A 13,933-nucleotide genomic window follows, 5' to 3' on the forward strand; every position below is an offset into this window, starting at 1 on the left:
CTGGAGGGCGGCGAAAGGAAGCGAAGAGATGTCCCAGGACCAGTGGCGGATCGAAGTGGACCGGCTCTCGTGCGCCGGCACGGGACTCTGCCTCGGCACGGCGAACGGCCGCATGCGGCTGGACGCCGGGCGGGCACGCCCCGTCGACGAGGTGATCGGACCGGACGAGAGCATGCTGGACGCCGCGGAGACCTGCCCGATGGAGGCCATCACCGTGCGCGACGCGACGACGGGCGAGGTACTCGCCCCGTCCCACTGATCCCACGACGCGCCTCGCCGGCGGGGCGCGGACCCGGAACGCCGGCGCGGCCGCCCCTGTGGGCCCGTGGGCCCGCCGCCCCACGGGCCCGGCAACGGGCGGGCCGGGCAACCGGCGGGCCGGGTCGGCCAGCCCGCGGGCCAGGCAACCTGTGAGCCTTGGGCCGGGCGGTTCGCGGGCCGCCCACCACCCTTGGGTCGGGGATCCCTTGGGCCGGGCAATCGGTGGGCTGGGCAGCCCGGGTGGCCAGCAGCTCCCTGGCCATCAACTCGTGAGCCGGCCAACCCGGGGGCCGCCCGTGGGTGCGGCAACTCACGGGTCCGGCAACCCGCCAGCCGGCCGACCTGTGAGTTCGCCAATCGCCGGCCCGGCAACCCGTGCGGGGGAGTCCGATTGGACTCCCCCGCACGGCGTATGGCGGTGCCGCGTGCGGGCGGGGTGGCGGTACGCGGCTTCGGGCGGCGTGCGCGGTGGTGGCGAGGGGCGTGGCCCGGGTGCCGCGCCGTACGGCCGTGTCGTGGGCGTGGTGGGGTGACGGCGTGCGCGCTCAGGTGACGAGTCGCTTCGGTGTGGGGGCCGGCGGCGGTTCCGCGGCGACGGGCCGGGACGTGGGCGGGAGCCCGAGCGGGCAGCTGTCCTCCGTGCGGGACGGGGCTGGCGGCTGCCGTGGCTTGTGAGCGGGGTCGGCGGCCGTCGGCTGGGGGACCGCGTCGCGAGCGCGCGCGGGGGCGGTGCCGGCCAGGGCACGGGCCAGCACCCCGCGCAGACCGTCCCGGCGGACGAGCCGGCGGGCCCGGAGCCGACGGCCGCCGGGCAGACGCCGGTCGGTCCCGGGCGCGGTGCCGGGCGCGGTGCCGGGGGCCGGGGAGAGCACCCCGGGGCCGCCGGAGAGGCGCCGCGGCGGCCCTGGTGTCGCCGGGATCGCGCCGCCGCGGGTGCCGTCGTCGGCCGCACGGACGTCGGGCAGCCCACGCCCGCCCCCGGGGTTCGCGGGCCCGGCGACCTCGGCGCCGCGGCGGCGGGGGACCGGGCCCGTGCGGCCCGGCCGTACGGCGCGCCGCACGGGACCGGGAACCTCGGCCGGCGGTTCCGCGACCGCACCGGGCCGGGGCGTCCTCGCGGCGGCGGGCGGGCCGACGGCCGGTGCGGGCGGCGCCCCGCGACCGCCCCCGGTCCCTCCGCGAGGGGCGGTCGCCGCGCGGTCGTACGGCGGATCGGAGCGCCCGCCGCGGGCGGCGCGTGCCGCGTCGGCGGCGGGCGGCACGGCGCCCGGCACCCGCCGTGGGCCGGCGCGTCCCCGGGGCGCCGCCTCCCGCCGGGGGCCGGCGGGGCCCCAAGACGCCGGTGTCCGCCGTGGGCCGGCGCGGCCCCGGGGCGCCAGCGCGCGTGGCAGGGCGGCGGCGTCACCGCGGTGACGCCGGGCGGCCTGAGCGAGCAGCCCGAGTCGGGTGACGCAGAGCGCCGAGCCCAGCCGGTCGCCGACGCGTTCGGCGAGGGCCAGTGCCGCCCGCGCGGTCCGCACCCCCTCCGCGCGGTTCCCCGACTCCCCGTAGGCGCCGGCCAGGTCCGCGAGGTCGGCCACCTCTCGTGCCGGGTCGCCCAGCCGCCGGGCGGCGGCCGCCGCCCGGCGGCGCAGGTCCACTTCCTCCCCGGGACGGCCCAGGACCCGCAGGCAGCCGGCGACGGCGCGGGCCAGGCGGGCGGCGTGGCTGTCGAAACCGCCCTCCTCGGCCCGGTCCAGCGCGGCCAGCAGATTGGCCCGTTCCGTCGCGAACCAGGCGGGTGCGTCCGCCGCGCCCCATGCGGGTGGCGGGCGACGGGGCGTGGCCCGCGACGGCTCGCGACCGGGCCGCAGCGACGCGGCGGCCTCGTCGGCCGCCCTCCGGTAGTGGTCGAGCAGCCGGTGCGACGCCTGCCGGGCGGTCGCGGGCTCGGCGTCCGCCGTGGCCCGGGCCAGCGCGCGGACCAGGTCGTGGAAGGAGTACCGACCGGGGGTGTGCTGGACGAGCAGCCGGGCGTCGAGCAGCTCCTCCAACAGCGCCTCCGCCGTCCCCGGCGGCAACCCCGCCAGCACGGCGGCGGTGGGGCCGTCGAAGTCCCGGCCCGGGTAGGCGCCCAGAGACCGGAAGAGCGCCTGGTGCCGGGCGGGCAGCGCGGCGTAGGAGAGGCCCAGGGAGGCCCGGACACCGCGCCCCTCCACGGTCAGCTCGTCGAGCCGGGTCCGGTCGTCGCGCAGCCGGTCGGCCAGGTGGCCCAGGGGCCAGCGTGGGCGGTTGGCCAGCCGGGACGCGGCGACGCGCAGCGCGAGCGGGAGCCGGCCGCACAGCGCGACCAGCTCCGCCGCCGCCCGCTGTTCGGCCCGCACCCGCTCGGGGCCGAGCACCCGGCGCAGCAGCGCCAGCCCCTCGGAGGGCGTGAAGAGCGGCAGCGGCAGCGCGGTGGCGCCGTCCAGCCCGGCCAGTCGAGGGCGGCTGGTGAGGAGCACCAGGCAACCCGCGCCGCCCGGGATCAGCGGGCGCGCCTGCTCCGAGGCACCGACGTCGTCCAGCAGCAGCAGGAACCGGCGGCCGACGGTCAACCCCCGCCACAGCGCCTCCCGGTCGGCCGTCTCCCCGGGGATCTGCTCGGCCGGCACACCGACCGCCCGCAGCAGCGTGCCCAGCGCGTCGCGCGGCGCGACCGGCTCGTGGTCGAGGCTGAAGCCGTGCAGCGGGAGGAAGAGTTGACCATCCGGGTAGCGGTCGGCGAGGCGGTGCCCGGCGCGCACCGCCAGCGTGCTCTTCCCACTGCCCGCCATCCCGTCGATCGCGATGATCCGCACGGTCTCCCGGGCGTCGTCGGCGGCGTACGACAGCAGCCGGCTCAACTCGGCCTCGCGACCGGTGAAGTCCGGCAGGTCGTGGGGGAGCGAGCGCGGCCTGGTCGGGCGCGGCCGGAGCGCGGGCCGCTCATGCCGCGTCGACGGCGGACCGAGGGCGGCTTCGCCGCGCAGGATCTGCCGGTAGCGGTGGTTGACCTCGCTGCTCGGGTCGATGCCGAGCTGCTCGGCGAGGAGGTTGCGCAGCGTGTGGTAGACGCGCAGCGCGTCGGCCTGGCGGCCCACCCGGTACAGGGCCACCATCAGCAGCGCGCTGAGGGACTCCCGTAGCGGGTGCTCCGCCACCAGGGGGATGAGCTCCCCCGCCACGTCGTGGGCGCGCCCCTGGGCCAGCCGCAGTTCGAGCAGCCGTTCCCGCGCGGTGAGGTGGCGGTCCTCCAGTACGGCCGCCGCGGCCGTCAGCACCGCGCTGCGACAGTCCGGGAGCACCGGCCCCCGGTACAGGGCGAGGGCGGTCTCCAGCGCGTCCACCTCGGCCTCGACGGTGTCGCACCGCCGTGCCCGGTCCAGCGCCCGGTCGAAGGCGATCACATCGAGCTGGTCTTCGGCGATCACCAGCCGATATCCCGGTCCGTCGGTCAGCAGCATCTGATGGCCGCCCGGAATTCGCGCCCGTAGATCGGCGACTATTTTGCGAATCTGGTGTTCCGCCGTGGCCGGTGGGTCCTGTGCCCATACCGCCTCCACCAGATGCGATATCGGCACCAGCCGATCCGCCTCCAGCAGCAATGCGGCCAGGAGTGCGCGCGCCCGTGGCCCGCCCACGGACAGGTGGTGTCTTCCGACCCGCGCCGTCAACGTGCCGAGAATGCCGAACCGGACAGCGCTCCCCCGTGAGGCCATCATGGCAGCGAACTCTATGGGAGGAGCGCGGCGATTAGGGCCGATTATTCTGGCCAGTCGGCCGTTCAATTCTGGCTGGAACGGATTGGCGCGCGGAATGAACAAATCCCGCTTGACGCACCGCCATTGGCCAAGAATACTCGCTCAGTGTTGGTGACGTGTGCTCCCTGATGGAGCGCCGGAACCACCGCCGAGGACGTGCCGCGGCCGCACACGGCGCGGCGGATATGCGGATCGCGGCGATTTCGACGAGCGGACATCGGGCGGCGTTCAGCACCGCGACGGAGCGCTCCACGCGTGATCCGCGCCGCGCGGACCGGACCCGACGCCGCGCGGACCGGATCCGCGGCTCCAACGTCACGGACGTCGTCCCCCGCCCCAGGGGGCCGCGAAATCGCCACACCACCGCGACCCCACCGGCATCCCGGGTGTTCCGGGCCCCAGCCGCTCCGGGGAACACGGATCCCGGCGGCCGCCCGGGGAGACGACCCCGTCGACCCGCTGTAGGCCCACCACGACCCGTCGGCCCGCCGAGACCACGCGTCCCGCCGGCCCTCGTACGGACAGGGGCGCCGGCGCATCCACGGACCCCGGCGCGCCCGGCGTGCCCGCAGACCCCGGCCCCCACCTCCTCCGCACCTCCTCCGCCTGACCGCGCGTCCTCCGCCCGCTCTCGACCGCCCGCGCGTCCTCCCGCCTTGGCCCGCCCCGGCGGGGGCGGTCGCCCAAGGAAGGAAGCAGCACGCCATGACAGCTCCAGAACCCCTGCCCCTGCACGGGCCCGAGTACAAGACCGACCCGTATCCGCTGTACCGGAGGCTTCGCGAAGAGGGCCCCGTGCACCGGGTCAACTTCCCCAGCGGGGTCAACGCCTGGCTGGTCACCGGCTACGAGGCGGCCCACCGGGCGCTCAACGACGACCGCCTGGGGAAGAACCACGACCTCGGCAACAGCGCCTGGCGCGAGCGCGCCGCGATCATGCCCGAGCCGCAGCACTCGCAGCTCCAGGTCCATCTGCTGCACCAGGACCCGCCCAAGCACACCGTGATGCGGAAGATGGTCGCCGAGGCGTTCCTGCCCCGCCACGTCGAGCGGCTGCGCGGCCGGTTCGAGGAGATCGCCGCCGAACTCCTCGACGCCGCCGTCGGCTCCCCCGGGACCGCCGAGGCCGGGGACTCGACCGGGGCCGGTGACTCGACCGAGGTCGGCGACTCGACCGGGGCTGCTGGTCGCTCCGCCGGGGCCGGCGACTCCACCGAGGCCGGCGACTCCGCCGCGGGAGTGATCGACGTGGTCGGGGCCTTCGCGGCCCACTTCCCGTTCCGCGTCCTGTGCGAAGTGATCGGACTGCCGCCGGAGTTGGCGGCGCGCTTCGACCGCGACTGGGGCAAGGTGGTGCAGCCCGTCGGGCCCACCGACCCCCAGCGGCCCGTCTACGAGGGACGCCTGCGCGGCCTGCAGAACTACATCACGGAGGTCGTCGAGGACAAGCGCCGCAACCCCGGCGCCGACCTGCTCACCAAGCTCGTGCGGGCCTGCGCGAACGGCGAGATCACCAAGGAGGAGCAGGACTCCATCGTCTTCCAGCTCCTGGTCGCCGGGCAGGAGCCGGTGACCAACCAGATCACCACCGCCCTCATCGCCCTGCTGCGCCACCCCGAGCAGCTCCGACGGCTCCAGCGGGCCGTTGGCGGGGGGCCGGGCGCCGACCCGGACCTGCTGCCGCGCGCCGTGGAGGAACTGCTCCGCTACGACAGCGCCTTCGAGCTCACCACCTGGCGGTTCTTCGCCGAGGACGCCGACCTCCTCGGCACCCGCATCCCCGCCGGGGACTCGGTCATCGTCTCGCTGTGCGCCGCCAACCGGGACCCGGAGGGCTTCCCCGACGCGGACACGCTCGACCTCGACCGCAGCCCCAACCCGCACCTCGCCTTCGGCCACGGCGTCCACTTCTGCCCCGGTGCCGCCCTGGCCCGCATCGAGCTCCAGATCGCGTTGCGCGCGCTGCTCACCCGGCTGCCACGGGTGCGGCTGGCCGTCCCCGACGACCGACTCGTCTGGGTCGGCGCCGTCCTCGCGCGCGGCGTCAACCAGCTTCCCGTCGCCTACGGGCCGACGGGACCGTCTCGCACCGGCTGCCCCGTACGGCACTGACCGGAGCGCAGCACCGACCGGAAACGCACGCGCGCCGGTGGCGGACCGAGCCGCCCGTGGGGAGTGCGCGTCCACCAGCAGGACGAATCACGAAAGCGAGCCGACACAGCCATGTCCCAGCCCACCTCAGCAGCCCTGTTACCCGAGGTCGAGCGCGTCAGCCACGCGATTCTGGCGCTGCTGCTCCCGCATCGGCGCACCGTCGAGACCGATACCCACCTGGACACCACCCACCACTTCCCGGAGCAGCTGCGGCAGATAGCCGCCTTCGTCCGGAACGGCCAGCCGGTGATCTTCAGCCTGCCCGGCTTCCCGTGCAAGTCGCCCAACACGGAGAAGGTGTTCAGCCATCTTCCGGACCACGGCGAGCGGCTCGCGCTGCGCTTTCTGCACTCCCTGTGCCTCCGGATCGAGGAGGTGTACGCCCCCGGCGCGAAGATCCTCGTCTGCTCGGACGGCCATATCTTCGGTGACGTCATCGGGGTGCCCGACGAGCACATCGACGCCTACGGCGACGAACTGCGCGAGATGATCCGCACCGAGGGCCTCGGGGACCACCTGGACACCTTCGACCTGCGGGATGTCTACGGCCCCGACCTCTCCTACGACGAGAAGCGCAAGACCGCCGCCGAGAACCTCGGCCCCTCCCTGGAGGAGCTGCGGGCCGAGGTGCGCGTCAACGACTCCACCCTGCGCATGTACCGCGGCATCACCCGCTTCCTGGTGGAGGACACCGCGGACTGGGAGGGCACCCGCTCCGCGCTCCAGCGCGAGTGCCGACGGCGCGCCTACGAGGTCATCCTGCGCAGCCGGGCCTGGGGGGAGCTGATCGCCGAGGCGTATCCGGGCAATGTGCGCCTCTCCATCCACCCGCAGAACCGCGGCGAGGTGAAGTTCGGCATCCGGCTGCTCGGCGCGGCCGACGCCTGGACCACGCCGTGGCACTCGGTGTTGCTGCACCGCCCCGACGGCAGCTGGGAGCTGATGCACCGCCGCGAGGCGGAGAAGCTCGGTCGGGTGGTGCACCAGGACGGCCGGCCCAGCCACTACGAGGCGGTCGGCGACGGCCGCGGCAGCGGCGAGGAGTCCGAGGCGGCCGCGGCGTAGGACGGCCGCGGCGCAGGACGCCCGTCTCCGCGGGCCGCTCGGGCCGCACGCCGGCCCAGGCGCACCCGCGCCCAGGCGCACCCGCGCCCAGGCGCACCCGCGCCCGGGCGCGCCCCCGTCCGGGCGACGGTCGCCGCGGTCCGCGGTCCACAGCCCGCGGTCCGCGGTCCACGTGCGCGGCGCGCGGTCGCCACGGACCGCGCACGCCCCCGTACGCCCCCGCGCGGCACGGAACGGCCCCCGGCAGGCCCGACCGGCCGCGCGGAAACCCAACCGGGAGGACCGGACGATGAAGGGAATCATCCTCGCCGGCGGCCATGGAACCCGGCTGCACCCCATCACCCTGGGCGTCTCCAAGCAGCTGCTGCCGGTCTACGACAAGCCCATGATCTACTACCCGTTGTCGGTGCTGATGCTCGCCGGAGTCACCGAGATCCAGATCATCTCGGCCCCGGGCGACGTCCCCGGATTCCAGCGGCTCCTCGGGGACGGCTCCATCCTCGGACTCACCCTCAGCTACGCGGAGCAGGACAAGCCCCGGGGGCTGGCCGACGCCTTCATCCTCGGCGCCGAGCACATCGGAGACGACTCCGTGGCGCTGGTCCTCGGCGACAACCTCTTCCACGGCCCCGGCTTCGGCGAGATCCTGCGCACCAGCGCGCGCGACGTCGACGGCTGCGTCCTGTTCGGCTACCCGGTGCGCGACCCCGAGCGCTACGGCGTCGGCGAGATCGACGCCGAGGGTCGGCTGATCGGCCTGGTGGAGAAGCCCGCGGAGCCCCGCTCCAACCTGGCCGTCACCGGCCTGTACTTCTACGACAACGACGTGGTCGACATCGCCCGCTCGCTGCGCCCCTCCGAGCGCGGCGAGCTGGAGATCACCGACGTCAACCGCACCTACCTGGAGCGCGGCAAGGTCGAGTTCGTCCAGTTGGGCCGCGGCTTCGTCTGGCTGGACACCGGCACCCACGAGGCGCTCGCCGACGCCAGCCAGTACGTGCACATCCTGGAGGACCGCCAGGGCGTGCGCATCGGCTGCATCGAGGAGATCGCCTGGCGCATGGGGTACATCGACCGCGACACCTGCTTCCGACTGGGCCTCGCCCTGTCCAAGTCGCCCTACGGGCGGTATCTGATGGAGATCACCGGCAACGCCCGGCGCGGGGAGGGCTCGTGAGGATCCTGGTGACCGGCGGGGCCGGCTTCATCGGCTCGACCTATGTGCGCGCCCTGCTGAGCCGGGCGTACGGGCCCGCCGCGCACACCGTGACCGTGCTCGACAAGCTCACCTACGCCGGCAACCGCGACAACCTGCCGACCGCCCACCGGCGCCTGACCTTCGTGCACGGCGACATCTGCGACGCCCGGCTGCTGGCCGAGCTGCTGCCCGGCCAGGAGGCGGTCGTGCACTTCGCCGCCGAGTCGCACGTCGACCGCTCCATCGACGGGGCGGCCGACTTCGTGCGCACCAACGTCCTGGGCACCCAGACCCTCCTGGACGCGGCCGTCGACGCCCGCGTCCAGCGCGTGGTGCACGTCTCCACCGACGAGGTCTACGGCTCCATCGCCACCGGCTCGTGGACCGAGGAGTCGCCGCTGCTGCCCAACTCCCCCTACGCCGCCTCCAAGGCCGGCTCCGACCTCATCGCGCGCGCCTACCGACGCACCCACGGCCTGGACGTGTCCGTCACCCGCTGCTCCAACAACTACGGCCCCCACCAGCACCCGGAGAAGGTGATCCCGCGGTTCGTCACCAACCTCCTGGAGGGGGAGCCGGTGCCGGTCTACGGCGACGGCCGTCACCGACGGGAGTGGCTGCACGTCGAGGACCACTGCCGGGCCGTCCACCTCGTCCTGGAGCGGGGCCGGGCGGGCGAGGTCTACCACGTCGGCGGCGGCGACGAGCTGTCCAACCTCGAACTCACCGAGCGCATCCTGGACCTGTGCGGCGCCGACGCCTCCATGATCCGCCATGTGCCCGACCGGAAGGGGCACGACCTGCGGTACGCGCTCGACGACCGCAAGATCCGCGACGAGCTCGGCTACGCCCCCCGGCACACCCTCGCCGACGGCCTCGCCCGCACCGTCGCCTGGTACCGCGACAACCCCGAGTGGTGGAAGGCGGTCCGGCACCGGGCGCCGACCACGGGCCGGTGAGCCCCGCACCACCCGCCCGCCCCGACCCCGACCTCCGTCCGCCACCTGCCCGCGCGCCCGCCCCGACCCCGACCGCCGTCCGCCACCCCCGCCGGCCCCGCCGCGCACCCGAGGAGAAGCATGGTCACCTATGTCTGGGACTACCTGCCCGAGTACGAGAGGGAGAAGGAGGACATCCTCGACGCCGTCGGGAAGGTCTTCGCCTCGGGCCGCCTCGTGCTCGGCGAGAGCGTCCGGGGCTTCGAGGAGGAGTTCGCCCGCTACCACGGCGGCGGGCTGTGCACCGGCGTCGACAACGGCACCAACGCCCTGAAGCTGGCGCTGGAGGCGCTCGGCGTCGGCCCCGGCGACGAGGTGATCACCGTCTCCAACACGGCGGCGCCCACCGTCGTCGCCATCGTCTCCACCGGCGCCACCCCGGTCTTCGTCGACGTCCGCGAGGCGGACTTCCTCATCGACACCGACCAGGTCGAGGCCGCCGTCACCGGGCGCACCAAGGTGCTGCTGCCGGTGCACCTGTACGGGCAGTGCGCCGACATGGAGCCGCTGCGGCGGATCGCCGCGCGGCACGGGCTGAAAATCCTGGAGGACTGCGCTCAGGCGCACGGAGCCCGCCACCACGGCGCCCTCGCCGGCACCCTGGGCGACGCCGCCGCGTACTCCTTCTACCCGACCAAGGTGCTGGGCGCCTACGGCGACGGCGGTGCCGTGCTGACCCGCGACGAGGAGACCGACCGCGCCCTGCGCCAACTGCGCTACTACGGCATGGACAAGGTCTACTACGTCGTCCGCACCCCCGGGCACAACGCCCGGCTGGACGAGGTGCAGGCCGAGATCCTGCGCCGCAAGCTCGGCCGGCTCGACGCGTACATCGCCGGCCGCGACGCCGTCGCCCGCCGCTACGAGGAGCAGCTCGCGGACCTCACCGGCCCCGGCGGGCTGCTGCTGCCCACCACCAACCCGGGCAACACCCACGTCCACTACGTGTACGTGGTCCGCCACCCCCGGCGCGAAGAGATCATCGAGGCCCTCAAGGCGTACGACATCCACCTCAACATCAGCTATCCCTGGCCGGTGCACACCATGTCCGGCTTCGCGCACCTGGGATATCGCGAGGGCTCCCTGCCGGTCACCGAGAAGCTGGCCGGCGAGATCTTCTCGCTGCCGATGTACCCCTCGCTGCCCGAAGGGCTGCAGCACAAGGTCGTCGGCGCGCTGCGCGAGGTGCTCGCCGCGCTCTGACCGCGCCCCGCCCGCAGACCCGTCAGCGCCATGACCCACGACGCCCGGCGCGCGGCGTCGTGCCGTACGCGGAAGGAACCGCCACCATGCAGGTGCAGAAGCTGGGGATCGAGGGGGCCTACGCGTTCACGCCCCCCGTCCACAAGGACGACCGCGGACTGTTCACCTCCCCCTTCCAGGACGCCGCGTTCGCCGAGAGCCAGGGCCGGCCGCTCTTCCCGGTGAAGGACATCAGCCACAACCTGTCCGCCCGCGGGGTGCTCCGCGGCATCCACTACACCACCACCCCGCCGGGACGGGCCAAGTACGTCTACTGCCCCTACGGGCGGGTCCAGGACTACCTGGTCGACCTGCGGCTCGGCTCGCCCACCTTCGGCCGCTGGGAGTCCACCGAACTCGGCGGCGAGGAGGCACGCGCCCTGTACATCCCGGTCGGCGTCGGGCACGCCTTCCTCTCCCTCCAGGACGACTCGATGGTCGTGTACGTGATGTCCGAGGGGTACGTCCCCGAGCACGAGCTCGCCGTCTCCCCGCTCGACCCGAAGCTCGGCCTGCCCGTTCCCCAGGGCCACGCGCTCGCCCAGTCCCCGCGCGACGCCGCCGCGCCGACCCTGAGCGAGGCCGAGCGGCAGGGGCTGCTCCCGGAGTACGACACCTGCCGGAGGGTGGAGGCCGCGCTGTGGCAGTGAACCCGCCGCTGATCACCCTGCTGGGCGCCACCGGCTTCGTCGGCTCGGCCCTGCTGCGCGAGCTGGCCGGCCGTCCGGTGCGCGTCCGGGCCGTCTCCCGGCGCCCCGCCGTCGTCCCGGCCGACGCCCGCGCCGAGATCGAGGTGCGCGCCGCCGACCTCACCGAACCCGGCGAGATGGCCGCCGCCGTGGCCGGCGCCCACATCGTGGTGCACGCGACCCTCTACAGCGCGGCCACCGCCACCTGGCGCGTCGAGGACGGCGACCCGGCCGCCGAGCGCGTCAACGTGGGCCTGGTCCGGGACCTGGTCGCCGCCCTCGCCGACCGCGAGCCGGGACCGCCGCCCGGCGTGCTGTTCACCGGCGCCGCCTCCCAGGTCGGCCCCACCGACAAGCCGGTGCTCGACGGCAGCGAGGAGGACCGCCCGGCCGGCGCCTACGACCGGCAGAAGCTCGCCGCCGAGCGGCTGCTGCTCGCCGCGAGCGCCCGCGGGGTGCTGCGCGGGACCTCGGTGCGGCTGCCCACCGTCTTCGGCTACGGCCCGCACTCCACCGCCCGGGACCGGGGCGTCGTCTCAGCCATGGCCCGCCGAGCCCTCGCCGGGGACCCGATCACCATGTGGCACGACGGCACCGTCCGGCGCGACCTGCTGTACATCGACGACCTGGCCCGCGCCCTGGCCGCCGGCGTCGACCACCTGGACGCGCTCACCGGGCGGCACTGGCTGCTCGGCACCGGCGAGGCCCGGCCGCTGGGGCCGGTCTTCGAGGAGCTGGCCGCGCTGGTCGCGTGGCGCACCGGCAAGCCGCCCGTGCCCGTCGTGTCGGTGGAACCGCCCGCCCACTCCGAGGCCGGCGACTTCTCCGACGTCATCATCGACCCGTCGGGCTTCCGCTCCGCCACCGGCTGGTCCCCCCAGACCCCGTTCAGCGAGGCGCTGCGCCGCACGGTGGACCACCTCGCGGACGAGGCGCTGCGGGCGCGCCCCGGCCCCGCGGGTGAGGAACGGGCCGCGGGGAGCCGGGGGTGACCTGGGCCGCGGCGCTGCGCCCGCGCACCGCGCAGGAACTGCCCGCGCGGCTGGCCCGGTCCGCGGCCGCGACGGGCCACGGCCACCAGATGCGGACCGCGGACGTCGTCGGATGGCTGGCGGAACGGGCGCGCGCCCACCGCTTCGCCGTCCGCGGGGTGCCGCTGGACCGACTCGACGGCTGGTCCTTCGCGCCCGACACCGGCAACCTCGTCCACCGCAGCGGTCGCTACTTCTCCGTCGAGGGCCTCTCCGTCACGGTCGACGAGGGGCCGTTCCACGGCTGGCGGCAGCCGATCATCCACCAGCCCGAGGTGGGGATACTCGGCATCCTCGCCAAGGAGTTCGACGGGGTGCTGCACTTCCTCATGCAGGCGAAGATGGAGCCGGGCAACCCCAACCTGCTCCAGCTGTCGCCGACCGTGCAGGCCACCCGCAGCAACTACCAGCGGGTGCACCGCGGGGCCCGGGTGAAGCACCTGGAGCACTTCACCGACCCCGCCCGCGGCCGGGTGCTGGCCGACTCGCTCCAGTCGGAGCACGGCGCCTGGTTCTATCGCAAGTCCAACCGGAACATGCTGGTCGAGACCGTCGACGAGGTCCCGCCCGACGAGGACTTCCGCTGGCTGACGCTCGGCCAACTCGGCGAGCTGCTGCGGCTCGACCACGTGGTCAACATGGACGCGCGCACCGTCCTCTCCTGCTTCCCGATGGCGGTGGTCGAACCGGGGGCGCTGCACTCCGACACCGAGGTGCTGTCCTGGTTCACGGCCGAGCGGGCCCGGCACGAGGTCACGGCCCGCCTAGTGCCGCTGGCCGAGGTCGCGGGCTGGACGCGGGGCGCGAGCCGCCTGGAGCGCCCCGACGGCCGCTTCTTCCGGGTCGTCGGGGTGACGGTCGAGGCGGGGAACCGCGAGGTCACCGGGTGGTCCCAGCCGCTGATCGAACCCCGCGGCACCGGGGTGGCGGCCTTTCTGTTCCGCCGCGTCGGCGATGTGCCGCACCTGCTGGCCCACGCCAAGGTCGAGGCCGGCTTCCTGGACACCATCGAGCTGGCCCCGACCGTCCAGTGCACGCCGGAGAACTGGGACCCGCTGCCGCCCGAGGACCGGCCGCGGTTCCTCGACCCGGTGCTGGCGGCGGTCGAGCGGGGGAGCGCGCACTACGCAGCCGTGCACTCGGAGGAGGGCGGACGGTTCCTCGACGCCGACATCCGCTATCTGTTCGTGGCGGCCGACGAGGACACGGCGCCGCTCGCCGAGCCGCCGGGCTACCGCTGGCTGACCGTCGGGCAGCTCAACTCGCTCACCGCGCACGGGCATTACGTCAATGTGCAGGCGCGCACGCTGCTGAGCTGTCTCAACTCCGGTGCTGTACACCTGTGATGCCGGATGCCGGATGCCGGATGCCGGATGCCGGATGCCGGATGCCGTTGATGTCGGATGCCGGCGGGGCGCGGCGTGGGCGCGGCGGAGGACCGGTCGGGCCCGCCTCGGGGCGGGTCCCGCCGGCTCCGGCGAGCGCGCACCCGTACCGCCCCTCGGGGCTTCGAAAGGCCCGGGGAGAGGACCGG

The 13,933-nt window shown here is 74.8% G+C and carries 10 protein-coding genes; 9 read left to right on the forward strand and 1 reads right to left on the reverse strand.

Annotated elements, in window-relative coordinates; all coding sequences use genetic code 11:
- Window positions 1–28: 28 nt before the first annotated feature.
- Window positions 29–259, forward strand: coding sequence for a ferredoxin (locus CD790_RS03835; protein WP_144381513.1), 231 nt, complete (start codon window positions 29–31; stop codon window positions 257–259).
- 547 nt (window positions 260–806) lie between these two features.
- Here the strand turns inward: CD790_RS03835 and CD790_RS03845 are convergent.
- Complete coding sequence (locus CD790_RS03845) at window positions 807–3,842, reverse strand: BTAD domain-containing putative transcriptional regulator (RefSeq protein ID WP_186318852.1); 3,036 nt, start codon at window positions 3,840–3,842, stop codon at window positions 807–809.
- 885 nt (window positions 3,843–4,727) lie between these two features.
- Between CD790_RS03845 and CD790_RS03850 the strand changes: the two genes are divergently transcribed.
- The 8 genes from CD790_RS03850 to CD790_RS03885 all read left to right on the forward strand — a co-directional run bounded on the left by CD790_RS03850 (window position 4,728) and on the right by CD790_RS03885 (window position 13,745).
- Window positions 4,728–6,134: a cytochrome P450 gene (locus CD790_RS03850; protein WP_144381515.1), complete on the forward strand. Its 1,407-nt coding sequence runs from the start codon at window positions 4,728–4,730 to the stop codon at window positions 6,132–6,134.
- Window positions 6,135–6,245: 111 nt separating this feature from the next.
- Complete coding sequence (locus tag CD790_RS03855; protein ID WP_144381516.1) at window positions 6,246–7,241, forward strand: L-tyrosine/L-tryptophan isonitrile synthase family protein; 996 nt, start codon at window positions 6,246–6,248, stop codon at window positions 7,239–7,241.
- Between the two features lie 289 nt (window positions 7,242–7,530).
- Entirely contained in the window at window positions 7,531–8,418 is an 888-nt protein-coding gene (gene rfbA / locus CD790_RS03860; RefSeq protein ID WP_144381517.1) for a glucose-1-phosphate thymidylyltransferase RfbA, read from the forward strand.
- Window positions 8,415–9,398, forward strand: coding sequence for a dTDP-glucose 4,6-dehydratase (rfbB, locus tag CD790_RS03865; RefSeq protein WP_144381518.1), 984 nt, complete (start codon window positions 8,415–8,417; stop codon window positions 9,396–9,398). The genes rfbA and rfbB overlap by 4 nt, the downstream gene beginning before the upstream one ends.
- A gap of 120 nt (window positions 9,399–9,518) precedes the next feature.
- Window positions 9,519–10,640, forward strand: a complete 1,122-nt coding sequence (locus tag CD790_RS03870; protein ID WP_144381519.1) for a DegT/DnrJ/EryC1/StrS aminotransferase family protein — start codon at window positions 9,519–9,521, stop codon at window positions 10,638–10,640.
- An 86-nt stretch (window positions 10,641–10,726) separates the two neighbouring features.
- Window positions 10,727–11,329 carry a dTDP-4-dehydrorhamnose 3,5-epimerase family protein gene (locus CD790_RS03875; RefSeq protein WP_144381520.1) on the forward strand — a complete coding sequence of 201 codons (603 nt, stop codon included), beginning with the start codon at window positions 10,727–10,729 and terminating at the stop codon, window positions 11,327–11,329.
- Window positions 11,320–12,360, forward strand: a complete 1,041-nt coding sequence (locus CD790_RS03880) for an NAD(P)-dependent oxidoreductase (RefSeq protein WP_144381521.1) — start codon at window positions 11,320–11,322, stop codon at window positions 12,358–12,360. The genes CD790_RS03875 and CD790_RS03880 overlap by 10 nt, the downstream gene beginning before the upstream one ends.
- Complete coding sequence (locus CD790_RS03885) at window positions 12,357–13,745, forward strand: NDP-hexose 2,3-dehydratase family protein (protein ID WP_260867300.1); 1,389 nt, start codon at window positions 12,357–12,359, stop codon at window positions 13,743–13,745. Before CD790_RS03880 ends, CD790_RS03885 begins: the two co-directional genes overlap by 4 nt.
- Window positions 13,746–13,933: the final 188 nt, after the last annotated feature.

It is taken from the genome of Streptomyces sp. SAJ15 (assembly GCF_007595705.1).
GTDB lineage: Bacteria > Actinomycetota > Actinomycetes > Streptomycetales > Streptomycetaceae > Streptomyces.

Bases quoted from the DNA above. Each gene is read 5' to 3' on its own strand.
- CD790_RS03875 (WP_144381520.1), top strand. From the start codon at position 10,727: ATGCAGGTGCAGAAGCTGGGGATCGAGGGGGCCTACGCGTTCACGCCC.
- CD790_RS03835 (WP_144381513.1), top strand. From the start codon at position 29: ATGTCCCAGGACCAGTGGCGGATCGAAGTGGACCGGCTCTCGTGCGCC.
- rfbA (WP_144381517.1), top strand. From the start codon at position 7,531: ATGAAGGGAATCATCCTCGCCGGCGGCCATGGAACCCGGCTGCACCCC.
- CD790_RS03870 (WP_144381519.1), top strand. From the start codon at position 9,519: ATGGTCACCTATGTCTGGGACTACCTGCCCGAGTACGAGAGGGAGAAG.
- CD790_RS03850 (WP_144381515.1), top strand. From the start codon at position 4,728: ATGACAGCTCCAGAACCCCTGCCCCTGCACGGGCCCGAGTACAAGACC.
- CD790_RS03855 (WP_144381516.1), top strand. From the start codon at position 6,246: ATGTCCCAGCCCACCTCAGCAGCCCTGTTACCCGAGGTCGAGCGCGTC.